The following is a 25,295-nucleotide window of genomic DNA, read 5'->3' on the forward strand; positions in this document are numbered from 1 at the left end:
ATCCGCTGCGTTTTCCGCCGTTAGAATGATTGGCCTATGCCGGCGTAGATTCCATAGGCCGTGCCATTTTCGTACTTGTTCAGCGGTACGGCAAAATCAAGCCGCAGTGGACCGAAAGGCGTGGCGTAGCGAATACCGACGCCAGCGCCGGCGCGGAAATCGCCGAAATCGGGGAAGGTGTCTGCCGAGACCGTGCCGACGTCGATGAAAGGCACGATGCCGATCGTGTCGGTGATCCTGACGCGTGCCTCCAGCGATGCGGTCACATAGGACTTGCCGCCGGTCGCCTCGTTGTCGGCGTCGTAGGGCGAGATCTCCTGATAGCCGTAGCCGCGCACCGAGCCACCACCGCCGGCAAAGAAGCGGCGGGTGGCGGGAATGTCCTGCAGCTCGCCGCCGACCAGGAAACCTGCAGCCACCTTGCCGGCGAACACCACATTGTCCTCCTGGCCGATCGCCTGATAGCCCGAAATCGAGCCCTCGAAGGAGGAGAAGATGGTGCCGTTGAAGGCTTCATAGCTCGGCGTTGCCGCGAGTGTCGCGCGGTAGCCTTCCGTCGGATTGAACTTGTTGTCGCGGGCGTCGCGCTCGTATGTCAGTGGCAGAGCGAAGGTCAGATACTCGTTGTTGCCGAAGGCGTCGTCGTCTTTTTCGTAACTGATCTCGGCTGCGGCCGAGACGGTATCCTGATCGCTGAGCTCGTAGGAGTAACCGAGCGAGCCGGTGATCAGAGAGGCGTTGTAGGCATCAGGATTTTCCGTCTTCGCAAGGATCGATGCCTTGAGCGTTCCTGCCGGGAAGAAGGCGCCAGGCTTGGTGAAGGAAATGCCGGTCGAATAGTCGAGATTGCTGATGTCGTTCTCGCCGAGCCGGCCGACTGTTCCTTCGATACGTAGCGATTCCGCCTCACCGAAAAGATTGCGATGGCCCCAGTAGCCTTGCAGGCCGAAGCCGTCGATCGTCGAGTAGTTGGCGCCGAAGCCGAAGTAGCGCTGCTTGCCTTCCGACACCTCGATGGTCATCGGTAACGTACCATCGGCAGCCAGCTCATTGGCTTCGTGAATGGTGACGCTCGAGAAGACGCCAAGTGCACGCAGACGGTCTCCCGCCTTCTTCAAAGCCTCTGGCGAATAGGCCTCGCCGCGGTTGAGCCGCGAATAGCGCTGGATGAAATCGGGTTTGACGGTCTTTTCACCGGTGACGCCAACGGTGCCGACAGGGGCAACGGGGCCGCCTTCGGTGGTGATGACGATATCGACGGTGCTTGTGCGATGATCGGCAACGACCTCGCGCTTCGTCAGCTTGGCAAGCGGCCGTCCCTCGCTCTTCAACTGCTCGACGATCTTGTCGCCGGCCTTGATGATGACGAGGGAGCCCGCTTCTTCGCCGGGCGCCAGATCGTAGTCTGCGGGATCGCGCATCGCTGCATCGCCACCGAACTGGACGTCTCGTACGTGGAAAACCGGCCCCGGATCGACATTGACGTTGACGGCGACCGGCTTCGATCGGTCGAAGACCGGATTGGGCGGCAGGCTGTCGATGTTCTTGCCATCGACGGTGATGGTCACCACGCCGCCATAACGGGCCTTTTCATATAGAGTGGCGATCAGTCGCTCGCGGTCGTCGCGCGCCTTGACGACCACGCCGAGATCGCCGGAGACGGGCTTGTCCTTGTCGCCGACCAGGCGCGAGCTGTTTTGCAGCGCCTCAGTGAGATCAGGATCGGCCGTGCCCGACGTCAGATCGACGTCGTATCGCACCGGATCAGGAACCTGTTCCGCTTCGCTGTCGTCCTTGCCGAATATCGTTATGCCAAACAGCTTAAAGGCGTATGCCTCATCGACCAATGCAGGCGAAAACGCGGCCGTTGCCGCGATCACCATCATGGTGCCTGTCCGCCGATACGCGAAACCCGCTTTCGGTGTCGTCCCTCTGATCTGCATCCGCCGCTTTTAGTTACATGGAAAATGAAGCTTCGCGTTGCCCAGCCGCGGGCACCTTAGCGGCAAAAATGCGAAACGTGTACCAATTTAAGTTGTTGGCGGGCTAATTTAGTACAGAAAATGAAAAATCCCGGCGCTGGCCGGGATTTTTTAGTCGGTGAATTTAACGCTTAGTAGCCGCCGCGCGGGCAGTCGTCGATGTAGCGATTGCCGTTTCGATCACGATAATAGCACTGCCCGGGCTGCTCGGCGACACGGCCGATCAGTGCGCCGGCAACGCCGCCGATCGCTGCGCCAACTGCGGCACCGCGGACATTGCCTGTAGCAACACCACCGATCACAGCTCCGGAAGCGGCGCCGATGCCGGCACCCTGCTGTGTCGGCGTGCAACTCGCGATCGAGAGGCCGACGAGTACGAATGCGATAATCTTCTTCATTTCCATCTCCAAAAGGTTCGCTGCCCCCTGGCAGCAGCCGTCCCTCACGTGTTTTTGTTTTTGTCACGTAGGCTGCAAACTATGTCGTAAACAAAGCGTGTCCAGCAATCTCCGCAAAGTTTGCGGTCACGCTTCGTTTCATAACGTTTCAGGAGAGCCCTGTTCTATCGGACTTCGGCAGTGAAGCAAAATTGATACAACTCCCCAAAGTAGCGGTTGATCCTAAAGGGAAAAGGTCAAATGATGCCGCTTGTGCCTGGAGGAGGCACGAGGAGGACATCATGGCGAAAGTCAAACTGACGGTGAATGGCCGCGCGGTGAGCGGCGACTGTGAAGAAAGAACGCTTCTCGTCCATTTCATTCGCGAAAAGCTGGGGCTGACGGGCACCCATGTCGGCTGCGATACAACGCAATGCGGTGCATGTGTCGTCCATCTGGACGGCAAGTCGGTCAAGAGCTGCACGATCCTGGCTGTCCAGGCCTCCGGCTCTTCGGTGATGACCATCGAGGGGCTTGCCGCAAATGGCGAGCTGCATCCCGTTCAGGCGGCTTTCAAAGAACATCACGGCCTGCAATGCGGCTTCTGTACGCCCGGCATGGTGATGGCCTCGGTCGATATGATCAACCGCCACGGCGGCCATCTCGACGAGGAAACCGTCCGCCACGAGCTCGAAGGCAATATCTGTCGTTGCACCGGCTATCACAACATCGTCAAGGCCGTGCTCTCCGCCAATGCCGAAATGCATGGCGGCGCCAAGCAGGCTGCCGAATAGCATCCCCCTGAATTCGTCTGGCAGCTGCCGAACACAATTCTCTTTGGCGGAATGCCAGGCCCGAAACCCCATTGGAGGACATCATGGGTGTTGAAGGAATTGGTGCACGCGTCGCACGCAAGGAAGACAAGCGGTTTCTGACAGGTAAGGGCCGCTATACCGACGACATGGTCGTTCCGGGCATGAAATATGGCTATTTCATCCGCAGCCCGCATGCTCATGCAAAGATCACCAATATCGACGTCTCGGCCGCCAAGGCGATGCCCGGCGTTATCGACGTGCTCGATGGTAAGCAGCTGCTTGCCGATGGCATCGGCAATCTGATCTGCGGCTGGATGATCCATTCGCGCGACGGCTCGCCGATGAAGATGGGGGCGTGGCGGCCGCTGGCGGTCGATACGGTCCGCTATGTCGGCGATGCCGTGGCGATCGTCGTTGCGGATTCGCTCGGCGAAGCGCGGGATGCAGCCGAAGCGGTCAGCATCGACTACGAGGAGCTTCCTGTCGTTACGGAGGCGGTCGAAGCCCTTAAGCCCGGCGCCCCGCAGATACATCCCGAATCCTCGGACAACCTGATCTTCGATTGGGTGATCGGCGATGAAGGCGCAACGGATCAGGCGATTGCTGCTGCGGCGCACGTCACCGAGATCGAGCTCACCAACAACCGCCTGTCGCCCAATCCGATGGAGCCGCGGGCTGCGCTCGGCATCTACGACTCCGCCGAGGATCATTACACCTGCTACACGACGAGCCAGAATCCGCATGTCGCCCGTCTGGTGATGAGCGCCTTCTACAATGTCGCGCCGGAGAACAAGCTGAGGGTGATTGCGCCTGATGTCGGCGGCGGCTTCGGCTCGAAGATCTATATCTATCCGGAAGAAATCGTCTGTCTCTGGGCTTCTAAGAAGACCGGCGTTCCGGTGAAATGGAATTCGGATCGCACCGAAGCCTTCCTGACGGACGCGCATGGACGCGACCACGTTTCCAAGGTGAAGATGGCCTTCGATGCCGATCATCGCATCATCGGCCTCAAGGTCGATACGATCGCCAATCTTGGCGCCTACATGTCGCTCTTCTCGTCGGCAGTGCCGACCTATCTCTACGCGACGCTGCTGTCAGGGCAGTATGCGATCCCGGCGATCCACGCCAATGTCCGCACCGTCTATACCAATACGGCGCCCGTCGATGCCTATCGCGGGGCCGGGCGGCCGGAGGCGACCTATCTGCTGGAGCGGACGATGGAAACCGCGGCACGCGAACTCGGTATTTCTCCGGCCGAGCTCCGGCGGAAGAATTTCATCCGCTCGTTCCCGCATCAGACGCCCGTGATCATGATGTATGATGCGGGCGACTACGATGCCTCCCTTGACGCGGCGATACAGGCTGCCGACTGGAATGGCTTCGAAGCCCGTCGTGCGGAGGCCGCGAACCGCGGCATGAAGCGCGGGATCGGCATGAGTTGCTATATCGAAGCCTGCGGGATTGCGCCGTCTCAGGCGGTCGGCTCTCTCGGCGCCGGTGTCGGCCTGTGGGAATCGGCGGAAGTGCGCGTCAACGCGGTCGGCACGATCGAGGTGCTGACCGGCTCGCACAGCCATGGCCAGGGACATGAGACGACCTTTGCCCAGCTGGTGGCGGATCGTCTCGGTGTTCCCATCGACAGCGTTTCCATTGTCCACGGTGATACCGACAAGGTGCAGATGGGCATGGGCACCTACGGCTCGCGCTCCGGCGCCGTCGGCATGTCGGCTGTCGTCAAGGCACTCGACAAGGTCGAGGCCAAGGCGAAGAAAATTGCCGCGCATCTGATGGAGGCCGACGAGAGCGATATCGTCATCGAAAACGGCGAGCTGAAGGTGGCCGGTACCGACAAGGTGCTGCCGTGGTTCCAGGTGGCGCTTGCTTCCTACACCGCCCACAATCTGCCGGCGGGCATGGAGCCGGGGCTGAAGGAGACGGCTTTCTACGATCCGTCGAACTTCACCTTCCCGGCCGGATGCTACATCTGCGAAGTCGAGGTCGATCCGGAAACGGGTCATACCAAGATTATCCAGTTCGTCGCCGCCGATGACTTCGGCAATATCATCAACCCGATGATCGTCGAGGGACAGGTGCATGGTGGCATTGCGCAGGGTATCGGCCAGGCGCTGCTCGAAGGCGTCCACTATGACGAGAACGGGCAGCTGCTGACGGCGAGCTACATGGATTATGCCATGCCGCGCGCCGATGACCTCCCCTCTTTCAAGCTGTCGCATCAGAACACGCCCTGCCCGAGCAACCCGCTCGGCATCAAGGGTTGCGGCGAGGCGGGGGCGATCGGGTCTCCACCGGCGCTGATGAATGCGATCACCGATGCCATCGGCAACAACATGCTGACCATGCCCGCCACGCCACAGAAGGTGTGGATGGCGGCACGTGCGACCAATTGAGGAGGAACGGCCATGTACGAGTTGAACTATCACCGCGCCTCTTCGGTCGATGAGGCGGTCAAGCTGATCGCGGGCAAGCCGGAGGGCAAGTTCGTTTCCGGCGGTATGACGCTGATTGCCACCATGAAGCAGCGGCTCGCCGCGCCGAGCGACCTTGTCGATCTCCGGCATATCGACGCCATGAAGGGTATCAAGGTCGATGGCCGAAAGATCAGCATCGGCGGCGCGACCACGCATGCGGAAGTCGCTTCATCTGCGGCAATTCGCAGTGTGCTTCCGGCCTTCTGCGAACTGGCGGGCCTGATCGGCGATCCGCATGTCCGGCATATGGGGACGATCGGCGGTTCGATCGCCAATAACGACCCGGCTGCCGACTATCCGGCGGCAATGCTGGCGCTCAACGCGACGATCGTGACAAGCAGGCGCCAGCTACCAGCGGATCAGTTCTTTACCGGGCTGTTCGAGACGGCGCTTGAGGACGGTGAGATCGTGACCGGTGTCAGCTTCGATGCGCCGGAGAAGGCCGGTTATGCCAAGTTCCGCAATCCGGCCTCGCGTTATGCGATCACGAGCGTGCTGGTGACCAGGTCAGGCGGCACAGTCAGGGTCGGCATCGCCGGGGCGGGCAGCAACGGTGCCTTTCGGCATGGTGGGCTTGAAGCGGCTCTCAGCGCCAACTGGTCGCCCGATGCCGCGATGGGCGTTCAGGTCGATGCCAACGGCCTGCTTTCCGATCTGCATGCCAGCGCGGAATATCGCGCCAATTTGATAAAAGTCATGACGAAGCGGGCCGTTGCTGCTGTAGGTTAGTCGCAACGAGCGGCATTCCGGATATGTCAACCCAGCCGCTTTATCGGCTGGGTTGAAGCTTTTTCGTCTGGAATGATTCAAAAATATGCGCCTTTTGCCGCAGTTGATGGTAAAGGAGGCGCCATGGGTTGACGCGCGGCGGTGTGCTTAGCAAAACGGTCGCGTGATACTGGAGCATATGCATGGATTTCGAAGCGTTTTTCAAAAGCGAGCTTGATGGTCTTCATTCTGAAGGCCGCTATCGCGTTTTTGCCGACCTTGAGCGCCACAGCGGACAGTTTCCGCGTGCGACGCGCCACACGGCCGACGGCCCGAAAGACGTAACGGTCTGGTGCTCCAACGACTATCTCGGTATGGGCCAGAATCCCAAGGTGATCGAGGCGATGAAAGCCGCCATCGACCACTGTGGCGCGGGTGCGGGAGGCACCCGGAATATCTCTGGCACCAACCACCACCACGTTCTGCTCGAGCGCGAACTTGCCGATCTGCATGGCAAGGAAGCAGCGCTGACCTTCACCTCGGGTTATGTCTCGAACTGGGCGGCGCTCGGCACGCTCGGCGGCAAGATCCCCGGCATGATCATTTTCTCCGATGCGCTGAATCACGCCTCGATGATCGAAGGCATTCGCTACGCCAAGTGCGAGAAGGTGATCTGGAAGCACAACGACATCCATGACCTCGAAGCCAAGCTGGCGGCCGCCGATCCAAAGGCGCCGAAGCTGATCGCTTTCGAAAGCGTCTATTCGATGGATGGCGACATCGCTCCGATCAAGGAAATCTGCGACCTCGCCGACAAGTACGGCGCAATGACCTATCTCGACGAAGTCCATGCCGTCGGCATGTACGGCCCGCGCGGCGGCGGCATTGCCGAGCGCGAAGGCCTGATGGACCGGATCACCGTGATCGAGGGAACGCTTGCCAAGGCCTTCGGCGTCATGGGCGGCTATATTGCGGCGTCGACGGCGCTTTGCGACTTCATCCGCTCCTTCGCCTCGGGCTTCATCTTCACGACCTCGCTGCCGCCGGCGCTCGCCGCCGGTGCGGTCGCTTCGATCCAGCATCTGAAGGCCAGCCCCTTCGAGCGTGCCCGCCATCAGGACCGCGTGCGCAAGCTGCGCCAGCTGCTCGACCAGCAGGGCATTCCGCATATGCCGAACCCGAGCCATATCGTGCCGGTGATGGTCGGGGATGCCGCGAAGTGCAAGTGGATCTCGGATCTGCTGCTCGACAATTTCGGCGTTTATGTTCAGCCGATCAATTATCCGACGGTGCCGAAGAAGACCGAGCGCCTGCGCATCACGCCGACGCCGCAGCATTCCGATGCCGATATCGAGCATCTGGTCGGCGCGCTGCATTCGCTCTGGTCGCGCTGTGCGCTTGCAAGGCACGTCGCCTAAGGAAAACAGAAATAACGTAATAAAAATGGCCGCTTAAGCGGCCATTTCCTTTTGAGCGATGATTTCGCCGGCGCGGTGCCGTGCCTCGTTATCGGCGGCGAAGACGTCTTCCATCGTCGTGGCGGCCTCGTGGCCGGTCATCATATCCATCACGCGCTCGGCAATATCGGCCATCTCAAGGAAGCCGATCCGGCCATCGCAGAAGGCGTGGAAGGCGATCTCTTCCGCAGCATTCATGACGGCGCCCTGCAGGCCGCCGCGTTCCAGTGCTGTGCGGGCCAGCCGCAGCGCCGGGAAGCGCACTTCATCCGGCGCCTCGAAATCCAGACGCGCCAGCTTGGCAAAGTCCAGCCGCTCGACATCGAGCTTCGAGCGGTTCGGATAGGTCAGCGCATAGCCGATCGCGGTGCGCATATCCGGGCAGCCGAGCTGCGCCAGCACCGATCCATCGACGTAACCGACCATCGAATGGATGACCGACTGCGGATGGACGATGACCTCAACCTGATCAGGACGAACGTTGAAGAGGTGCTTGGCCTCGATCATCTCCAGCGCCTTGTTGAACATCGAAGCGCTGCCGATCGAAATCTTCAGACCCATCGACCAGTTCGGATGGGCGCGGGCGATATCGGCGGTGACGCCTGCCATCTGCTCGCGCGTCCAGGTGCGGAACGGACCGCCCGAAGCGGTCAGAACGATGCGCTCGACGGCATGATGTTGATCATCCTCCAGCGACTGGAAGATGGCGCTGTGTTCGCTATCGACGGGGATCAGTCTTCCGCCGCCTTCGGCCACAGCCTTGACGAAAAGCTCGCCTGCGGAGACCAGGCATTCCTTGTTGGCAAGGGCGATGTCGGCGCCGCGCCTTGCTGCCGCCAGCGTGGGCTCCAGTCCTGCCGTTCCGACGATTGCCGCCATGACGACATCGGTGTCACGGCTACCCGCCTCGATTAGCGCTTCGCGGCCGGCTGCGACCTCGATACCGGTGCCTGACAAAGCAGCCTTCAGAGCCCCATAGCTCATCTCATCGGCGGTGACGGCGACCTTGGCGCCAGAGGCCTTTGCCTGTTCCGCCAGCAGCGCGACATTGGTGTTGCCTGATATGGCCACGACCTCGAAAGTGTCGCGGCCGCCAAGCTGATTGACCACATCGAGCGTGTTGACGCCGATCGAGCCGGTTGAGCCGAAAATGCTGATGCGCCGCGGCGCGGTGAGGCCGGTCTTCATGCGCGTGTCTTATCCAGAGCCGTCATTGGCCTTCGGCTCTACCGCGCTTTCCGGGGTGCGGCAAGTGTGCAACGCAGCAGTTTTCTCTCGCAACGGGGTTTACAGAGCGGCGTTCGGATGTGACTCTTGTAACATCCATGGAGGATGACGGGATGCGTGGCCTGGACGGCCAGAGCCGCATTCCAGCGCTTGGGCGCACCCGGCAAACGGCACTGCGGTGCCCTGCCACTTCAAAAATTGGGAGGAATGAACGGACGCGTTTCGCGATGCTTCCGCATGGTTCCTGCGTCTCGGCGCTCCAAAAGGCAGACTTTGATGACGTTGCTGAAGCTGACAATTCTATGCGCCGCCTGGCTTGCCCAGACGTTGCCGGCGCGGGCCGACAATCTGTTGATCTGGAACCCGGTGCAGGTGTCCGATCAGGCCTACAAGGCAACGATGGGGTTTCGTCTGCCGTTCGAGTGGGAAACCAGCGCCGGTGTCGATCTCGGGCTATCGGCAACCGATGGCGATGCGATCCTCAAGGGATCCGGGCAGGCGACACTCTGGGGCAAGATCAGCAACGTGAGGGCAACCCCGGGCGGACCGGCGCAGCAATCTGCCGGTGTTCGCGTCGATACGCTGCGCGGCAGCGGCGCGCTGATGCTCAGCCGCTCGAAAAGCTTCATTCTCTCCGACTCGCTTGATCTCCAGACCAGCCGCTTCGTCAATGTCGGCTTCGATCCGGTGGCCGCGCGCCAGACTTCGGTCACCGCCAGCCAGGCGATGAAGCTGATTTATCCCTGGACGGGGACAGCGCTGACCGCCAATGGCAGCGTTACGGGCCTCGGTCAGGATTTTTCGAGCTCCGTCGGCGTCAGCCAGAATATCCTGCCGAATCTCAATTTGAACGCTGCCGTCAACGATCCACTGTCCTCAAGCCGCTCGGCAAATGTCAATATCAACTACCGGGTCACCTGGTAGGATCTGAACCAACCGCTGCCTCCGGCGTTTCTCTGCCATTGCAAAAGGAGGAAGAGTCATGGTTTTCAAGGAAGCCACTTTTCACGGCAAACAGCCGGAGATCGAAGCCGAGTTTGTCAATCACGCGACACTGGAGATTGCGGCAGCCGAGGCGTTGGCCGTGGCCGGGAGCATCGATGCGTCCGATGTTCAGGTAACGGCCGAGAATGAAGAGATCGTATTGACGGGCACTGTCGGCACAGTCGAAGAGATCGAGCGGGCGACCGCGGTGGTCAGCTCGGTCAAAGGTGTCCACGGTGTCCGCAACCAGATCCTGCTCGGTTGACGCCCTGCGTTAACCATTAACAAAAGATTAACGTTCTGTAATTGGACGCTCCACGGGCAGCGGCATAGGTTAAAGCCAAATTTCCTGGTTTTACCGGAGGTGCCTATGCATCGCATGGAAGAGATCAACCGCAGAACATGGAGCAACCCGCTCGCCCGGCGTGATTACCGGTCGAGCACGGGCTTCATCAATGAGGGTGAACGTGTGGTTTTCGAGATCGCCCGCAATCGCGGCGCGGGCGCGCGCATCCTCGACATCGGTATAGGCGGCGGCCGCACCACTGGATTGTTTCAGCCCGTGGCCGCTGATTATGTCGGTATCGACTATACGCCCGAGATGGTGGCGCTAGCGCAGCGCAACTACCCTTCCGCCCAGCTGGAGCATATGGACGCCCGCGATCTCTCACGCTTTGCGAAGAGCAGCTTCGACATCGTGGTCTTCAGCTATAATGGCATCGATTCCGTGGATGCGGATGGGCGCAAGGCAATTCTTGGCGAAGTCTCCCGGGTGCTGAAGGCTGGCGGCACCTTCGTGTTCTCGACCTTCAACCGCAATTGGCATGGGTTCGGTGAAAAGCGGGCGCGCTCCTCGATCGTCTGGTCGAACGATCCACTCAAGCTCGGCTTTCGCCTTGTGAAGCATGCCGTCGGGCTGGTGCGCGAGCGCCGGTTTGCGCCGCTGGAACAGCGCGATGGCGAACATGCCATTCTGCTGCACCGCGCCCACGATTTCGGTATCATGGTCTATGCAACGACGCCGGAGCAGCTTCGCTCGCAACTCGGCGAGAGCGGCTTTGACAGCGATCCGATGCTGTTTTCAGTCGATGGGCAGCTGCTGCGCGGCGAGACTTTGCCGGACGAGGAATATTTCCACGTCGTTGCCTACAAGCCGGCGCTCAGCTGATCAGCCGGCGAAGCGCTCCGCCAGGAAATGCGAACTGCTGGTCGCTCCGGCCAGGCGGTCGGTCTTCTGGGTGGTCGTGGTGCCGTGCGGCTGGTAGGCCAAGGCAACGATGACGGCACTGATGGCGATATAGCCGATCGCAAGTAGCGTGAGTTTTTGACGCATGGCGGGAACTCCTGTTCTGCCAGCTTAACGCCGCCCCAGCGGCAAAGTTCCAGCCCGGCAAAGCGCAAAGAAAAACCGGCCTCTGACGGCCGGTTCTCCAATCTTGAGAAATAAGTCTTAGCGGCAGACGCGGGTCTTTTTGACGACCCAGTGGCCGTGTTCGTGGAAGCGGGCCGTCTTCACGTAGCAATGYGTCGCCACGTGGTGCATCGGTTTGTGCCAGCGGTGTGCCGGCGCGCGCTCGGTGGTGGTAACGGTTACGTTTGCTGCCTGTGACGGCGCAGTGGTCGAAACAATGGCGGCTGCTGCAAGCATGGATGCAAGAATAAGAGATTTCATGGTTTTGGCCTTTCGATTAACCGGACGATCAACTCGCCAATCGCACGCCTGGTTCCAACCTTACGAAATATTTAGGTTTTTCGCCCTGGAGCGGCTATTGTCCGGCCTTACTCAATTTCTGCGTGGGGTGTGCGGAAAAGCAATTCCGGCATCGAGTGCGGCCAATAAGCAACGGTCCTGCCTTCGAATTGTCCCCTTTGCGATCAGAACGTTAAGAACGTTCTTCATTGCGTATGGAAACAATGAAGGCCTCTTGGATCGTTCTGCGATCCCATACGTTATTTGTGGCTGGGTTTGCTTGCCGGTGCGGTTTCGATCAGAAGCTGCCGGTGCCATTTGAGAAGGAGACCATGATGAAAAAGACCATTGCGATGGTAATTGCAGCAGCTTCGCTTACGCAGGCTTGTGTCACAGCGGCGAGCGCTGCCGATATGGTCCGGACCTACGAGGAACCGGATACGCGCGGCGGCGTCAAGATCGGCATGCTGACCTGCGATATCGGCGGCGGCCTCGGCTATGTTCTCGGCTCCGCGAAGGAAGCCGATTGCGTATTCAGCTCGACGATCGGCAATGAAGTGACCGATCACTATACCGGCGATATCCGCAAGCTCGGCATCGACCTCGGCTTCACCACCCGCAGCCGCCTCGTCTGGGCCGTCTTCGCCCCGACAGCCGGCTATCACCGCGGCTCGCTTGGCGGCCTCTATGTCGGCGCCTCTGCCGAAGCCACCGTCGGCGCCGGCGTCGGCGCCAACGTGCTGATCGGCGGTACGTCTGGTTCGATCCACCTGCAGGCGCTCAGCGTCACCGGCCAGCTCGGCCTGAACGTTGCGGCCGGCAGTGCTTCGATGACGCTGACCCCGGGCTGATTTTAGTGCTGTTTGCGCCCCTTCCGCTTTGGCGGGAGGGGTTTACCCACGTTAGAGACTAGCCTGTGAGTTTCTTAGGCGGTTTCTGCGATTATGGGTTGTCGCAGCGTTTGATTTTAGTTGCTGGTGTGATTTTGTTTGTCCGGCGTTCCGGGGGATGAACATGCTGGCCAACCTTCAAAACATGGCAACACTCATTGCAACCGCCGTCGGTATATACGTCGCTGTCGGCGGACTTTGGTCTTGGCGGCGCGAGACCACGGGCAAGCGCGATATCGAGCTTTGCCAAATGGTCATTGAGAAATTCTACGAGGCCGAGCATAAGATCTCGGTACTTCGTTCACCGATGTCCTACGTCGATGAAGGTGAAAGCCGAAAACCTGAACCGAATGAGAGCGAGGCTGAAGCAGATCGGCGCAACTTTCTTTTCGTGCCGCTCGCGCGCTTCAATCAACAGTTCGAATTTTGGTCGGAGTTTTTGGCATACAAGTTCCGTATGAGAGCGCTGTTCGGAGATGAGGCTGCTGAAGCGTTTAACATGGTAGATCAATCGCTTCGGTCATTTCGTGCTGCTGCTATAACCCGCTATCAAGCCCTATATAGAAACCCAAACGGTCTCAATGCTGAAAGTAGTCGGCACTTTGAGGAGACAATATGGGAGGGTTTGGCTGAGAACGATCCTCTTAGCCTAAATATAAAGAACGCAATTATTCGAATGGAAGCGATATGCATCCCAATAGTTCGTTCAAGTAACAAGCCGAGTTTATCGAGGCGACTGGGGCGCCGAATTTCGTTTGTCTGGTTTAACGGATTGGCCGGGATATAGCTGCTGTATGCTGCCTGTTGTCTCACGCGGAATTGGGCGGGGGAATGGTGATTCCGACGCGATTCGAACGCGTGACCCTCAGATTAGGAATCTGATGCTCTATCCTGCTGAGCTACGGAACCACTTGGGGCTCATGCATACAAAAGGCTTGGCGCGAAGCCAAGCCTTTTTCAGTCCGGTTTTCAGTATAGATCAGGCGCCGAGGCGCTGTTCGGCGAGGCGCACCCAGTAGGAGATGCCGTGGGTGATGACTTCGTCGTTGAAATCGTAGGCCGGGTTGTGGAGGCCTGCGGTGTCGCCGTTGCCGATGAAGATGAAGGCGCCCGGGCGGGCGTTCAGCATGTAGGAGAAATCCTCGCCTCCCATCATCGGGTCGATTTCCGGGTTGACGTTGGCCTCACCGGCAATATCGGTTGCCGTCGCGATGGCGTGGCCGGTCTCGGCCGCGTGGTTGACGGTGACGGGATAATTGCGCTGGAAGGAGATGTCGGCTTCGGCGCCGTGGGCTGCGGCGAGGCCGTTGATGACCTGCTTGAAGCGGCTTTCGGCGATGTCGCGCACTTCAGGGTCGAGCGTGCGGATCGTGCCGGCGATCTGGGCATCGTTCGGAATGACGTTATGGGCAAAGCCGGCATTGAACTTGGTGACGGAGACGACGACCGAGCGCAGCGGATCAACGGTGCGCGCGGCAATCATCTGCAGGTTGGCGACGATCTGGGCGCCGATGGCGATCGGGTCGATCGTGCGGTTCGGCTGGGCCGCATGGCCGCCGCGGCCCTTGATGGTGACGGTGAACTCGTCGGTCGCCGCCATGATCGGCCCCTTGCGGATGGCGAACTGGCCGACGGGCAAGCCCGGCAGATTGTGCATGCCATAGACTTCCTCGATGGAGAACCGCTCCATCATGCCATCCTTGACCATCAGGTTGCCGCCGCCGCCGCCTTCTTCGGCCGGCTGGAAGATGACGGCGACGTTGCCGTTAAAATTGCGCGTCTCGGCCAGATATTTTGCGGCGCCGAGCAGCATGGCCGTGTGGCCGTCATGACCGCAGGCGTGCATCTTGCCCGGCGTGGTCGAGGCCCAGGGCTTGCCCGAGATTTCGGTCAGCGGCAGGGCGTCCATATCGGCGCGCAGGCCGATGGTGCGGCTGCCTCCGCCATTTCCCTTGATCAGGCCGACGACGCCGGTGCGGCCGATGCCGGTGACGATTTCGTCGACGCCGAACTCCTTCAGCTTTTCGGCGACAAAGGCTGCCGTGTTCTCCACCGCGAAAAGAAGCTCCGGACGGGCGTGGATGTGACGGCGCCATTCGGTCACTTCGTCCTGCAATTCAGCGGCTCTGTTCAAAATCGGCATGCTCAAATTCCTGTACCGGTAACGGGCTATTCCGCGGCAGAGATAGCGGCTGCCGCGAAAAGAACTTATTCAATGGCCTTTGCCATGTCATGGCCATATACGTTAAATAGTGAAGGTTTCGAGATTTTCCGGACATCTTAAGGACTAGACGTGTCGACGCGCCAGAATCGTTTGTTTGCCGCCCTGCGGCCGGTCTCTTTCGCCGTCAGTGCCACTGCCGCACTGCTTTCTTCGGTTCCGCTTGCGCAAGCCAATCCGCATATTCTCGTCGATGTTCAGAGCGGCCGCGTGCTCGAGCACGAAGAGGCCTTCCGCAAATGGTATCCGGCCTCGCTGACCAAGCTGATGACCGTCTATACGACATTCGATGCGATCCGCTCCGGCCAGATCAGCCTCGATACGCCGATCGTGATGAGCAAGCAGGCCGCAGCGCAGCCTGCCGCCAAGATGTATTACAAGCCAGGCCAGAAGCTGACGCTCGACAGCGCGTTGAAGATCCTGATGGTCAAGTCGGCCAATGATATCGCCGTTGCCGTCGCCGAAGCGGTGGCCGGAACGCAGGATGCCTTCGTGCTGCGCATGAATGCGGAAGCCCTGAAGCTCGGGATGACGGATTCGCATTTCGTCAATCCGAACGGACTGCCGGGCAAGGGCCAGTACACGACGGCGCGCGATCTTGCGGTCTTGACCGTCGCGCTGCGCCGCGATTTTCCGCAATATTCGGGCTATTTCGCGCTTGAAGGCTTTACCAACGGCAAGACCAATACGCCGAGCATCAATCTGCTGATCGGCCGTTTTGCCGGTGCGGATGGTATGAAGACCGGGTTCATCTGCGCTTCGGGTTTCAACCAGATCGGCTCTGCCACCCGCAACGGACGCACCGTGGTTTCGGTCGTGCTCGGCACGGACAGCCTTGCGGCGCGCGCAGATGCGACGGCCAATCTGCTGGAGAAGGGTTTTGCAACGCCCGCCGGATCAAGCGCAACACTTGCCTCGCTGAAGCCTTACGGGCCGGGGCAGGACGCCGTCAGCGATATCAGCGCCGAAATCTGCAGCGCCAAGGGCGCCAAGGTGCGCAGCGAAACGCGCGACGAGGTCGGCCGTATGAAGGTGCAGTCGCCTTACATTCACGAAATGGACCACGAGCCGAATTTCGTCTTCGCCGGGCTGATCCCCGGGCAGGATACCCAGCCTGACAAGGGTACCAAGGCAGATGCGATGGGTGATGCCGCCAATATCCCGGTGCCGCTGCCGCGTCCGACGTCGTTCTAAAGGCAAAATCCCATGAGCCTGCATGCAGACCGGATCCCGGTCACCATCCTGACCGGTTTTCTCGGCGCGGGAAAATCGACGCTTCTGAACCGGATCCTCAAGGATCCGGCGATGAAGGATGCGGCCGTCATCATCAACGAATTCGGTGATGTCGGCATCGACCATCTGCTTGTCGAGAGCTCCGGCGATGCGATCATCGAGCTTTCGGACGGCTGCCTGTGCTGCACGGTGCGCGGCGAGCTGGTCGATACGCTAGCCAATCTGATGGATGCGATCCAGACCGGCAAGGTGAAGGCAGTGAGGCGCATCGTCATCGAGACGACAGGGCTCGCCGATCCGGCGCCGGTGATGCAGGCGATCATGGGCAACCCCGTCATCGCCACGAATTTTCAGCTCGATGGCGTCGTGACCGTCGTCGATGCCGTCAACGGATTGCAGACGCTCGACAATCACGAGGAAGCCCGCAAGCAGGTGGCTGTGGCCGACCGGCTGATCGTCTCGAAGCGGCCGATGGCTGGTGGCGAAGGTCTTGGCGCGCTTGAAGCGCGGCTGCGCGATCTCAATCCGCGGGCGGCTCTGATGGATGCCGATGACGAAGAGACCGGCACCGCCGGCGTGCTCGTCAATGGCCTCTACGATCCGGAGACGAAGATTGCCGATGTCGGCCGGTGGCTGCGCGATGAAAACGCGCATGATCACCATCACCACGATCATCATCACCATCATGGTCACGGGCACCACCACCATCATGACCATCACCACGATGGCCAGGATCCGCATGATGTGAACCGTCACGATGCCTCGATCCGGTCTTTCTCGATCATCGAAGACAAGCCAATCGATCCGATGGCGCTCGAAATGTTTATCGATCTCCTGCGCTCGGCGCATGGCGAGAAGCTGCTCAGGATGAAGGCGATCGTTGCGGTTTCTGACCGGCCGGATAAGCCGCTGGTGCTGCATGGCGTCCAGAATATCTTCCATCCGCCGGTGCGCCTGCCTGCCTGGCCCGATGCCAACGACCGGCGCACCCGCATGGTGCTGATCACCAAGGATCTGCCCGAGGACTTCGTGAAGACGCTGTTCGATGCCTTCCTCGGCAAGCCGCGCATCGACACGCCCGACCGTGCAGCGTTGGAATCCAACCCGCTTGCCGTTCCCGGCATGAAGATCTGAGACCTATTTCCGGCGGATCAGGAAGCGGTGGCCGCTCTCGGTCTTCACCGTTTCCAGCAGCTCATGGCCGTCTTCATTGCAGAAATGCGGGATATCGATGCCGGCCAGCGGGTCCGTCGTTTCGACCCGGATGAGAGCGCCGCTCGCCATGGAGGACATCTTGCGGCGCGTTTTCAGCACGGGCAGGGGACACTTCAGACCGCGAAGGTCATAGGCGACGGCGTCGGAACCGCTCAATTCTTGGACCAGAATTTCCAGAACGGCTTCTTGGAAGCGTCGGCGGTTTCCTGCGGCGGCTCGGGCGCGAAGGCCAGCGGGTTCTGCTGTGGAACCGGAACGTTTGCCGGAGAAGCCTCCGCAACTGCCGTGGCTGCGGGCTGAGCGGGTGCCGCAATCGCCGGTGCGGCTGCAGCAGCAGGCGCCGGGGTGGCTGCCGCAATCGCAGTTGCCGGAACCGTGGCGGGCACTGCCGGCTTCGACATCATGCCTTCGAGCTCGGCAACCTTGACCATGCGGCCGGCTTCGAGCGAGGTTCCGGTCGGCGCGTAAGCGAGATCGCGGCCCTTGCGGGTCTTGGCGACGACGGCCTTGCGCTCGGCTTCGGTCGGGTCATACCAGGCGAGGCCGTCGAACTTCTTCTCGGCCTTGGCATAATCCATGGCATAGGTCTTGTCGTAGGACGCCAGAGCCGATGCGAGCGCCGGAGGCGTCGACATGGCCGGGCACTTGCCTGCCGGATTGAAGCCGCCGCCGTCAGCCGTCTGCTGGTTGAAGACGTATTTCTTCTCGCAGACATTGACTTCCGGCGGGCGCTTGGTGACTTCGAAATTGTCGTAGCCGACCTTCAGCATCTTCCAGAAGTCGTAGCTCGGGTCGAGCCGGTGCTTGTACATGTTTTCCGCGGTCATGCGGAACGGGAAGGCCTGCAGCTGAACCGAGGTCTGGCCGCCCTTGAAGGCGTCGCGCGCAAAGGCGTAGATTTCGAGAACCTGTTCGTCGGTCATTGAGTAGCAGCCCGAGGACGAGCAGGCGCCGTGGATCATCAGGTCCGAACCGGTGCGGCCATTAACGGCGTCATACTTGTTCGGAAAGCCGGTATTGATCGCGAGATAATATTTCGAGTTCGGGTTCAGATTAGCACGGGTGAGGTTGTAGAAACCTTCCGGAGCCTGCCGGTCGCCGGTCTTCACCTTCGGGCCGAGACGGCCGGACCAGGCGCAGATCTTGTAGTCAGCGATCTTGTCGAAACGGTTGTCGGTCTTCGCCTTCCAAATCTCGAGCGCGCCTTCTTCCTTGAAGATGCGAATCAGGATCGGCGAATTGCGATCCATGCTCTTGGCGCTCATCTGCGCCAAGATGCGCGGCGGCAGCGGCTGCTCCACCTTGTTCTTGACGGTGGAGAGGTCGATCTTGCTTGCCGATTCCAGTGTGTCGTTGCAGCCCGCCAAGGCGAGTGCCATCAAGGAAACGTAGGCGAAATGACGAATGCGCATTCAGTTAGCCCAACTACCAGATTCAGCCCGCTCCACACCGTAGAATCCGGGCAATACCGAGAATCATAGGCGGCTTATACTTTACAAATCCTTACGAGGATATGACCGGCCCGCGGCGCCCCCGCAAGCGCGAAAACTGGTAGATAACATTATTGTGGCCAAGATTTGGCCCTAATCGGGCCAATTTTTCTGTGGCTGCCTTAGAGGTTACGGCCCATCGACAGGAACTTCTGACGCCGGTCGTTGCGCAGCTGCTCGCCGGAACGCGGCGAAAGCTCGGCAAGCGAATTGGCTATCACGTCGCCTGCGGCGGCAATGACATGCTCCGGATCGCGGTGGGCGCCGCCCAGCGGCTCCGGAATAATGCCGTCGATGATGCCGAGCGACTTCAGGTCTTCGGCGGTGATCTTCATGTTGGTCGCCGCTTCCTTGGCGCGGGTGGAATCGCGCCAGAGGATCGAGGCCGCACCTTCCGGCGAGATCACGCTGTAGATCGAATGCTCGAGCATGAAGACCTTGTTGCCGGTGGCAATGGCGATCGCGCCGCCCGAACCGCCTTCGCCGATAACGACGGAAACGATCGGGACCTTGACGCCAAGGCACATTTCCGTCGAACGGGCGATGGCTTCCGCCTGGCCGCGCTCTTCGGCGCCGACGCCCGGATAGGCGCCTGCCGTATCGACCAGCGTGATTACAGGCAGGCCGAAACGGTCGGCCATTTCGAGCACGCGGATCGCTTTGCGGTAACCTTCAGGGCGGGCGCTGCCGAAATTGTGCTTCAGGCGGCTCTTGGTGTCGTTGCCCTTTTCCTGGCCGATGACGGCGACAGGCTGGCCGCGGAAGCGGGCGAGGCCTGCCTGGATGGCGGCGTCCTCGGAAAACTTGCGGTCGCCGGCGAGCGGCGTGAATTCCTGGAACAGGACCTTGGCGTAATCGACGAAATGCGGACGCTGCGGATGGCGCGCGACCTGCGTCTTCTGCCAGGCATTGAGCTTGGAATAGATATCGACCATCGCTTCGCGAACGCGAACTTCGAGCCTTCCGACTTCATCCGACGTGTCGATGCTCTCGTCCTCGGACGCGAGCTTCTTCAGTTCGATGATCTTAGCTTCGAGGTCGGAGATCGGCTTTTCGAAGTCGAGATAATTGTGCATGAGGTGCGTTTCCGTTCCTTGTGCCCGGGGCAATTGCTGGCGTTGCCCCTTGTCGCCGGTCCTATTCGTGCTTTTTCGCCTGTTTTGCAAGAGGGTGATGCGTTTGCACCAGTTGTTGCAGGCGTTCTTCCAGGACGTGGGTGTAGATCTGCGTCGTCGAAATGTCCGAATGTCCGAGAAGTTCCTGGACAACACGCAGGTCCGCGCCGTTGGCCAGCAGGTGGCTGGCGAAGGCGTGGCGCATGACATGCGGCGAAACCATAGATGGGGTCAGCCCGGCGCGGATCGCAAGGTTCTTGAGGTCACGGGCGAAGACCTGTCGTGGCAGATGGCCTTCTTTCGACGCTGCCGGGAATAGCCAGGGGCTCTCGGTGGGCTTCTTGGCGCTGGCGTTTTCCACAGCCATCGCGCCACCATAAGCCTTCAGCGCCGCGATCGCCGATTGCGAAAGCGGGACGAGACGTTCCTTGTTTCCCTTGCCGCGGATAATCAGGAAGCGTCCCTCCTGATCCAGGACCCGGGCCGGCAGCGATACAAGCTCGCTCACGCGCATGCCGGTGGCATATAACAATTCAAGAAGCGCCAGCATGCGCCGGCGGTTCAATTGACCGGCGGCGGGATCGCCGGCCTCGTGCTCGGCCTGCGTCAACAGCCGTGTCACTTCTTCGACGCCCATGGTTTTCGGCAGCGGCCGGCCCTTCTTCGGCGAGTCGAGCACACCCGTCGGGTCATCCGTCCTCAGGCCCTCGGCATAGAGAAACTTGTAGAATTGCCGCATCGAGGCCAGTCTTCGGGCCTGCGACGAGGGCTTGAAGCCCTGGCCCGCAAGCGACGAGAGATAGGCGGTCAGGTCGGCGGAGGCCGCTTCCGTCAGGCGGACGCTGCGTCCGTTCAGAAAGGAGTGGAGGTCGTCGAGATCGCGCTCGTAGGATTGCAGCGTGTTTTCGGCTGCGCCGCGTTCGGCGCTCATCATCTCCAGAAAGGATTCCACGTGAACGCTGCCGAGATCCCGCATCGGCCTACTTCTTTGCCGGGGCGATGGTGCCGGTCGCCGGCGGATTGATGCGCTCCGATGGAATGCGGATCGTCACGTCGCGGGGCTGCGGCTCGACGAAGGTCACCAGGGCCACCATGCCTCCGTAGATCGCCCCGGCGATAACCGCCAAGACAGCGAGGAAACGGAAGAGGGTCGGCATTTCTTGAACTCCATGAGCTTGGCCTCTTTTTAGGAAGAAGCGCGATTGCGTGCAAGAAGCCGCATTTGGAACATGTTTCCCTTGCCCGCGACTTGACGCTACACCTTCATTTGTCGATACCGTTTGCAAACAAAGTGTGAATGGACCGATGAGTGACCCAGTTCTGACAGTTGCAGACAGTCTGAAAGACAGAGCTCGCGCCGCGCTCGGGTCCCGCAATCTTATCCTCGTCGGCCTCATGGGTGCAGGAAAATCCTCCGTCGGGCGGCTTGTCGCCCAGCAGCTTGGAATTCCGTTCATCGATAGCGACGTCGAGATCGAGCGCGTTTCGCGCATGACGATCACCGAACTCTTCGCATCATACGGCGAAGAAGAGTTCAGGGCGCTCGAAACGCGGGTGATGAAGCGGCTTTTGAAGAACGGGCCTCGCGTAGTCTCGACCGGTGGCGGCGCTTTCATCAACGACCGCACCCGCAAGCATATCAAGAAGGGCGGCCTGTCGCTGTGGCTTAAGGCTGATCTGGATGTGCTCTGGGAACGCGTCAACAAGCGCGATACGCGGCCGCTTCTGAAGACCGAAAACCCGATGCAGACGCTCGAAAACCTGATGAACGCGCGATACCCGATCTATGCGCAGGCCGACGTCACCGTTTTGTCGCGCGATGTGCGCAAGGAACTGATGGCCGACGAAGTACTGAAGGCCGTGGTGGAACACCAAAGTGAAAGTGCAGTGCCATGAATGCGATCGCTTCCGTTGCCGCCGAAAAGAAGGTGCATGTGCCGCTTGGCGATCGCGCCTACGATATTCTGATCGGGCCGGGGCTGATTGCGCGCGCCGGTGCCGAAATCACCGCCCGCCTCAAGGGCCGCAAGGCGGCTATTGTCACCGACGCGAATGTGGCGCCCATCTATCTCGATGCACTGGTCGCGAGCCTGGAAGCATCCGGCATTGCGTGTTCGACGCTGGTGTTGCCGGCCGGCGAGAAGACCAAGAGCTTCGAGCATCTGATGACGGTCTGCGACAAGGTGCTGGAAGCGCGTGTCGAGCGGAACGATTATGTCGTGGCGCTCGGCGGCGGTGTGATCGGTGACCTCGCAGGCTTTGCCGCCGGTATCGTGCGCCGTGGCGTACGCTTCGTGCAGGTGCCGACCTCTCTGCTGTCGCAGGTCGATTCATCCGTCGGCGGCAAAACCGGCATCAACAGCCGCCATGGCAAGAACCTTATCGGCGTCTTCCATCAGCCAGATCTGGTGCTTGCCGATACCGATGTGCTGAACACGCTGACGGAGCGCGAATTCCGGGCGGGCTATGCCGAGGTGGCCAAATACGGCCTGATCGACAAGCCTGACTTCTTTGTCTGGCTGGAGACGAACTGGCAGGCCGTGTTTGCCGGAGGCGATGCCCGCATCCAGGCGATCGCCACCAGTTGCCAGGCGAAATCCGACGTGGTGGTGGCCGACGAGCGGGAAAATGGCCCGCGCGCCTTGCTCAACCTCGGCCACACTTTCGGTCACGCGCTGGAAGCGGCCACGGCCTATGACAGCGCCCGCCTGGTGCACGGCGAAGGCGTTTCGATCGGCATGGTGCTAGCGCATGAGTTTTCGGCGCGCATGAACCTTGCGAGCCCCGATGATGCCAAACGCGTCGAGACGCATCTGAAGGCGGTTGGCCTGCCGACGCGGATGTCGGATATCCCGGGCGAGTTGCCGCCGGCCGAACGGCTGATGGAGGCGATGGCGCAGGACAAGAAGGTCAAGAACGGCAAGTTCACCTTCATCCTGACGCGCGGCATCGGGCAGTCCTTCATCGCCGACGACGTGCCGCAATCCGAAGTGTTGAGCTTCCTCAAGGAAAAGCACCCGCAATGAGCATCGAAGGCACGCTGGCATTTCTTTCTGTCTACTGGCCAGAAATTGTCTCCATCGTGGCCCTCGTTCTCATGTCCGCTTTCTTCTCCGGATCGGAAACGGCGCTGACCGCCGTCTCGCGCAGCCGCATCCACACGCTCGAGGCCAATGGCGACGAACGCGCCGGCGTGGTGCGGGAGCTGATCGAGCGGCGCGACCGGCTGATCGGCGCGCTGCTGATCGGCAACAATCTCGCCAACATCCTGTCGTCGGCGCTGGCGACCAGCCTGTTTCTCGGATTGTTCGGTAATTCCGGTGTGGCGCTTGCAACGCTGGCGATGACCGTCATCCTGGTCATCTTCGCGGAAGTTCTGCCGAAGAGCTGGGCGATCTCGACGCCTGACCGTTTCGCTCTCACGGTTGCCTTTGCCGTCAAGCTTTTCGTCGCCATTGTCGGCCCGGTCTCGTCCTTCATCAATGCGATCGTGCGCAAGATCCTCGGTGTCTTCGGCATAACGCTGTCGCGCGAAACATCGATGCTGACGGCGCATGAAGAGCTGCGCGGTGCGGTCGATCTGCTTCACCGGGAAGGCTCCGTCGTCAAGGCGGACCGTGACCGTCTTGGCGGCGTGCTCGATCTCAGCCAGCTCGAATTGTCTGACATCATGGTGCATCGCATGGCGATGCGGGCCATCAATGCCGACGACGCCCCGGAAGCTGTGGTCCGGACCATTCTCGAAAGCCCCTACACGCGCATGCCGCTGTGGCGTGGAACGACCGACAATATCATCGGCGTTGTGCATGCAAAGGACCTGCTGCGGGCGCTGGCCGAGCCGAATGTCGAGCCTGAGAATCTTGATGTCGTCAAGATCGCGCAGAAGCCGTGGTTCGTGCCTGACAGCACCAATCTCGAAGATCAGCTGAACGCCTTCCTGCGCCGCAAGCAACATTTCGCCGTCGTCGTCGATGAATATGGCGAGGTGCAGGGCATCGTCACCCTCGAGGATATTCTGGAAGAGATCGTCGGCGATATTTCCGACGAGCACGACATCGAGATGCAAGGTGTCCGTCAGGAGGCCGACGGTTCCGTTGTCGTCGATGGCGGCGTTCCGATCCGTGACCTAAACCGGGCGCTCGACTGGCAGCTTCCCGACGAGGAGGCCACGACGATTGCCGGCCTCGTCATTCACGAGTCGATGACAATCCCGGAAGAGCGGCAGGCCTTCACCTTCTACGGCAAGCGCTTCATTGTGATGAAGCGCGAAAAGAACCGCATCACCAAGCTGCGCATTCGCCCCGCCGAAGAAGACGCGCCCAAGGCGGTCTAACTGGCTTTTGCTGTTGGATCGCGCGCCGCAAAGACTTATATGAGGCCGGTATCCACTACCAGCGGGTCGCTTCTCCTGGTGCCGAGGGTTCGACGGCGAGGGCATGAAGCCCGGCATCGAGCTCTGGTTTCAAGAGTTCGGTAATGGCCCGGTGTCGGGCTAGCCTCGTCATTCCTGAAAATTTTTCAGAGACGATACGAACACGCATATGCGTTTCGCCTGTCCCTGTTATGTCAGGCTGGTGGCCAGCGTGGAGGTGGCTTTCGTTGATGACGCTCAAACGTTCGGGCACGAAAGCCTCGGTCAGTTTTTCTTCTATGCGGGCCTGAAGGGTCACGTTTTCGTCCAGTTGCTGGTGAAAAAAGGGGTTCCCACCAAGCCAGCAACATTCCCATTTGTCAATTCTTGTTGTCGCGCCGCGGCAGCTTCATAATTAGCGCCGTCATGAGACTTGATTCCAAATATTTCGATCGCATCCGCACCCGCCGCAAACGCGAGCAGGAACCCGAACAGGCTCCCCCGACCTGTCAGTGGGACGGCTGTGACAAGAAAGGTGCGCATCGCGCTCCCGTCGGACGCAATGCCGAGGGGCAGTTCTTTCTATTCTGCTTCGAGCACGTCAAGGAATACAACAAGGGCTATAACTACTTCTCCGGCCTGTCCGATGGCGAGATCGCCCGCTACCAGAAGGAAGCGATCACCGGTCATCGCCCCACCTGGACGGTCGGCGTCAACAAGGCCGCCAAGAACAGCCCGCTGCAATCAGACGTCCGCTCGGGCTCCTATAACCGGGTGCGCGATCCGTTCGGCTTCGTCAGCGGCAGCAAGGGCAGCGGCCCGCGCTTTCCAGAACAGCGCAAGTTGAAAAGCCTCGAAGCCAAGGCGTTCGATACGATGGGCCTTGCCGCCGATGCGACGTCGGCCGAGATCAAGACGCGCTACAAGGAGCTGGTGAAAAAGCACCACCCTGACGCCAATGGCGGCGACCGCGGATCCGAGGAGCGGTTCCGTGCCGTGATCCAGGCCTATCAATTGTTGAAGCAGAACGGTTTTTGTTAATTCCCGTCCT

The 25,295-nt window shown here is 60.4% G+C and carries 27 protein-coding genes and 1 tRNA gene; 15 read left to right on the forward strand and 13 right to left on the reverse strand.

Features of this window, described 5'->3' with window-relative positions:
• Positions 1 to 20: 20 nt before the first annotated feature.
• Together AC1DIJ_RS09230 and AC1DIJ_RS09235 are read right to left on the reverse strand one after the other, a co-directional pair.
• Positions 21 to 1,943, reverse strand: a complete 1,923-nt coding sequence (locus tag AC1DIJ_RS09230; protein WP_477831377.1) for an autotransporter assembly complex protein TamA — start codon at positions 1,941 to 1,943, stop codon at positions 21 to 23.
• A 170-nt stretch (positions 1,944 to 2,113) separates the two neighbouring features.
• Positions 2,114 to 2,380: a YMGG-like glycine zipper-containing protein gene (locus AC1DIJ_RS09235; RefSeq protein ID WP_112385738.1), complete on the reverse strand. Its 267-nt coding sequence runs from the start codon at positions 2,378 to 2,380 to the stop codon at positions 2,114 to 2,116.
• A 281-nt stretch (positions 2,381 to 2,661) separates the two neighbouring features.
• Here AC1DIJ_RS09235 and AC1DIJ_RS09240 point away from each other — a divergent pair, with 281 nt between their 5' ends.
• From AC1DIJ_RS09240 to hemA, 4 genes are all read left to right on the forward strand, one after another.
• The gene (locus AC1DIJ_RS09240; RefSeq protein WP_112385737.1) at positions 2,662 to 3,153 is read left to right on the forward strand and encodes a (2Fe-2S)-binding protein; all 492 of its coding nucleotides are present in this window, start codon (positions 2,662 to 2,664) and stop codon (positions 3,151 to 3,153) included.
• 83 nt (positions 3,154 to 3,236) lie between these two features.
• Positions 3,237 to 5,582, forward strand: coding sequence for a xanthine dehydrogenase family protein molybdopterin-binding subunit (locus AC1DIJ_RS09245; RefSeq protein WP_112385736.1), 2,346 nt, complete (start codon positions 3,237 to 3,239; stop codon positions 5,580 to 5,582).
• 12 nt (positions 5,583 to 5,594) lie between these two features.
• On the forward strand, positions 5,595 to 6,392 hold the full coding sequence (locus AC1DIJ_RS09250) for an FAD binding domain-containing protein (RefSeq protein ID WP_112385735.1): 798 nt from the start codon (positions 5,595 to 5,597) through the stop codon (positions 6,390 to 6,392).
• A gap of 182 nt (positions 6,393 to 6,574) precedes the next feature.
• Entirely contained in the window at positions 6,575 to 7,789 is a 1,215-nt protein-coding gene (gene hemA, locus AC1DIJ_RS09255) for a 5-aminolevulinate synthase (protein WP_112444569.1), read from the forward strand.
• A 33-nt stretch (positions 7,790 to 7,822) separates the two neighbouring features.
• Here the strand turns inward: hemA and dxr are convergent, their stop codons facing one another.
• Positions 7,823 to 9,016 (reverse strand): 1-deoxy-D-xylulose-5-phosphate reductoisomerase, encoded by a 1,194-nt coding sequence (gene dxr, locus AC1DIJ_RS09260; protein ID WP_112386163.1) that lies wholly within the window; start codon positions 9,014 to 9,016, stop codon positions 7,823 to 7,825.
• Between the two features lie 315 nt (positions 9,017 to 9,331).
• On the opposite strand from dxr, the gene AC1DIJ_RS09265 reads away from it, so the two are divergent.
• The 3 genes from AC1DIJ_RS09265 to AC1DIJ_RS09275 all read left to right on the forward strand — a co-directional run bounded on the left by AC1DIJ_RS09265 (position 9,332) and on the right by AC1DIJ_RS09275 (position 11,207).
• Entirely contained in the window at positions 9,332 to 9,979 is a 648-nt protein-coding gene (locus AC1DIJ_RS09265) for a hypothetical protein (RefSeq protein ID WP_112386162.1), read from the forward strand.
• 58 nt (positions 9,980 to 10,037) lie between these two features.
• Positions 10,038 to 10,304 carry a BON domain-containing protein gene (locus tag AC1DIJ_RS09270; RefSeq protein WP_112386161.1) on the forward strand — a complete coding sequence of 89 codons (267 nt, stop codon included), beginning with the start codon at positions 10,038 to 10,040 and terminating at the stop codon, positions 10,302 to 10,304.
• A 105-nt stretch (positions 10,305 to 10,409) separates the two neighbouring features.
• Positions 10,410 to 11,207, forward strand: coding sequence for a class I SAM-dependent methyltransferase (locus tag AC1DIJ_RS09275; RefSeq protein WP_112386160.1), 798 nt, complete (start codon positions 10,410 to 10,412; stop codon positions 11,205 to 11,207).
• Here the strand turns inward: AC1DIJ_RS09275 and AC1DIJ_RS09280 are convergent, their stop codons facing one another.
• Positions 11,208 to 11,372: a hypothetical protein gene (locus tag AC1DIJ_RS09280; protein WP_310296205.1), complete on the reverse strand. Its 165-nt coding sequence runs from the start codon at positions 11,370 to 11,372 to the stop codon at positions 11,208 to 11,210.
• 117 nt (positions 11,373 to 11,489) lie between these two features.
• Positions 11,490 to 11,711, reverse strand: coding sequence for a hypothetical protein (locus AC1DIJ_RS09285; protein ID WP_112386159.1), 222 nt, complete (start codon positions 11,709 to 11,711; stop codon positions 11,490 to 11,492).
• A 353-nt stretch (positions 11,712 to 12,064) separates the two neighbouring features.
• On the opposite strand from AC1DIJ_RS09285, the gene AC1DIJ_RS09290 reads away from it, so the two are divergent.
• Positions 12,065 to 12,580, forward strand: a complete 516-nt coding sequence (locus tag AC1DIJ_RS09290; protein ID WP_112386170.1) for a DUF992 domain-containing protein — start codon at positions 12,065 to 12,067, stop codon at positions 12,578 to 12,580.
• A gap of 163 nt (positions 12,581 to 12,743) precedes the next feature.
• Entirely contained in the window at positions 12,744 to 13,406 is a 663-nt protein-coding gene (locus tag AC1DIJ_RS09295) for a hypothetical protein (protein WP_162705923.1), read from the forward strand.
• 45 nt (positions 13,407 to 13,451) lie between these two features.
• Here the strand turns inward: AC1DIJ_RS09295 and AC1DIJ_RS09300 are convergent.
• Both AC1DIJ_RS09300 and AC1DIJ_RS09305 read right to left on the reverse strand, forming a co-directional pair.
• Positions 13,452 to 13,528 (reverse strand) — tRNA-Arg (locus AC1DIJ_RS09300).
• Positions 13,529 to 13,598: 70 nt separating this feature from the next.
• Positions 13,599 to 14,762: a M20 aminoacylase family protein gene (locus AC1DIJ_RS09305; protein ID WP_112386158.1), complete on the reverse strand. Its 1,164-nt coding sequence runs from the start codon at positions 14,760 to 14,762 to the stop codon at positions 13,599 to 13,601.
• 150 nt (positions 14,763 to 14,912) lie between these two features.
• Between AC1DIJ_RS09305 and AC1DIJ_RS09310 the strand changes: the two genes are divergently transcribed.
• On the forward strand, positions 14,913 to 16,034 hold the full coding sequence (locus tag AC1DIJ_RS09310; protein WP_112386157.1) for a D-alanyl-D-alanine carboxypeptidase family protein: 1,122 nt from the start codon (positions 14,913 to 14,915) through the stop codon (positions 16,032 to 16,034).
• A gap of 12 nt (positions 16,035 to 16,046) precedes the next feature.
• Positions 16,047 to 17,207: a CobW family GTP-binding protein gene (locus AC1DIJ_RS09315; protein ID WP_112386156.1), complete on the forward strand. Its 1,161-nt coding sequence runs from the start codon at positions 16,047 to 16,049 to the stop codon at positions 17,205 to 17,207.
• A 3-nt stretch (positions 17,208 to 17,210) separates the two neighbouring features.
• Here AC1DIJ_RS09315 and AC1DIJ_RS09320 read toward each other — a convergent pair whose 3' ends face one another.
• The 5 genes from AC1DIJ_RS09320 to AC1DIJ_RS09340 form a co-directional block, all read right to left on the reverse strand.
• On the reverse strand, positions 17,211 to 17,444 hold the full coding sequence (locus tag AC1DIJ_RS09320) for a sulfurtransferase TusA family protein (RefSeq protein WP_112386155.1): 234 nt from the start codon (positions 17,442 to 17,444) through the stop codon (positions 17,211 to 17,213).
• Positions 17,441 to 18,700, reverse strand: a complete 1,260-nt coding sequence (locus tag AC1DIJ_RS09325) for a L,D-transpeptidase family protein (RefSeq protein WP_112386154.1) — start codon at positions 18,698 to 18,700, stop codon at positions 17,441 to 17,443. Before AC1DIJ_RS09325 ends, AC1DIJ_RS09320 begins: the two co-directional genes overlap by 4 nt.
• A 200-nt stretch (positions 18,701 to 18,900) precedes the next feature.
• Positions 18,901 to 19,854: an acetyl-CoA carboxylase carboxyltransferase subunit alpha gene (locus tag AC1DIJ_RS09330; RefSeq protein WP_112386153.1), complete on the reverse strand. Its 954-nt coding sequence runs from the start codon at positions 19,852 to 19,854 to the stop codon at positions 18,901 to 18,903.
• Between the two features lie 61 nt (positions 19,855 to 19,915).
• Entirely contained in the window at positions 19,916 to 20,869 is a 954-nt protein-coding gene (gene xerD / locus AC1DIJ_RS09335) for a site-specific tyrosine recombinase XerD (protein ID WP_112386152.1), read from the reverse strand.
• 4 nt (positions 20,870 to 20,873) lie between these two features.
• Positions 20,874 to 21,050 (reverse strand): hypothetical protein, encoded by a 177-nt coding sequence (locus AC1DIJ_RS09340; RefSeq protein WP_310296189.1) that lies wholly within the window; start codon positions 21,048 to 21,050, stop codon positions 20,874 to 20,876.
• A 148-nt stretch (positions 21,051 to 21,198) separates the two neighbouring features.
• Here AC1DIJ_RS09340 and AC1DIJ_RS09345 point away from each other — a divergent pair, with 148 nt between their 5' ends.
• The 3 genes from AC1DIJ_RS09345 to AC1DIJ_RS09355 are packed head-to-tail and all read left to right on the forward strand — an operon-like array spanning position 21,199 to position 24,226.
• Positions 21,199 to 21,789: a shikimate kinase gene (locus AC1DIJ_RS09345; RefSeq protein WP_112386151.1), complete on the forward strand. Its 591-nt coding sequence runs from the start codon at positions 21,199 to 21,201 to the stop codon at positions 21,787 to 21,789.
• A complete protein-coding gene (aroB, locus tag AC1DIJ_RS09350; RefSeq protein ID WP_112386150.1) occupies positions 21,786 to 22,919 on the forward strand; it encodes a 3-dehydroquinate synthase in 1,134 nt (377 codons plus the stop codon). The genes AC1DIJ_RS09345 and aroB overlap by 4 nt, the downstream gene beginning before the upstream one ends.
• Positions 22,916 to 24,226 (forward strand): HlyC/CorC family transporter, encoded by a 1,311-nt coding sequence (locus tag AC1DIJ_RS09355; protein ID WP_112386149.1) that lies wholly within the window; start codon positions 22,916 to 22,918, stop codon positions 24,224 to 24,226. Before aroB ends, AC1DIJ_RS09355 begins: the two co-directional genes overlap by 4 nt.
• Positions 24,227 to 24,281: 55 nt before the next feature.
• Here AC1DIJ_RS09355 and AC1DIJ_RS09360 read toward each other — a convergent pair whose 3' ends face one another.
• Positions 24,282 to 24,563 carry a BolA family protein gene (locus tag AC1DIJ_RS09360; protein WP_112386148.1) on the reverse strand — a complete coding sequence of 94 codons (282 nt, stop codon included), beginning with the start codon at positions 24,561 to 24,563 and terminating at the stop codon, positions 24,282 to 24,284.
• A 107-nt stretch (positions 24,564 to 24,670) separates the two neighbouring features.
• On the opposite strand from AC1DIJ_RS09360, the gene AC1DIJ_RS09365 reads away from it, so the two are divergent.
• The gene (locus tag AC1DIJ_RS09365) at positions 24,671 to 25,285 is read left to right on the forward strand and encodes a J domain-containing protein (protein WP_112386147.1); all 615 of its coding nucleotides are present in this window, start codon (positions 24,671 to 24,673) and stop codon (positions 25,283 to 25,285) included.
• The last annotated feature ends 10 nt before the right edge of the window (positions 25,286 to 25,295 follow it).

The organism is Rhizobium sp. 10N427, assembly GCF_056394605.1.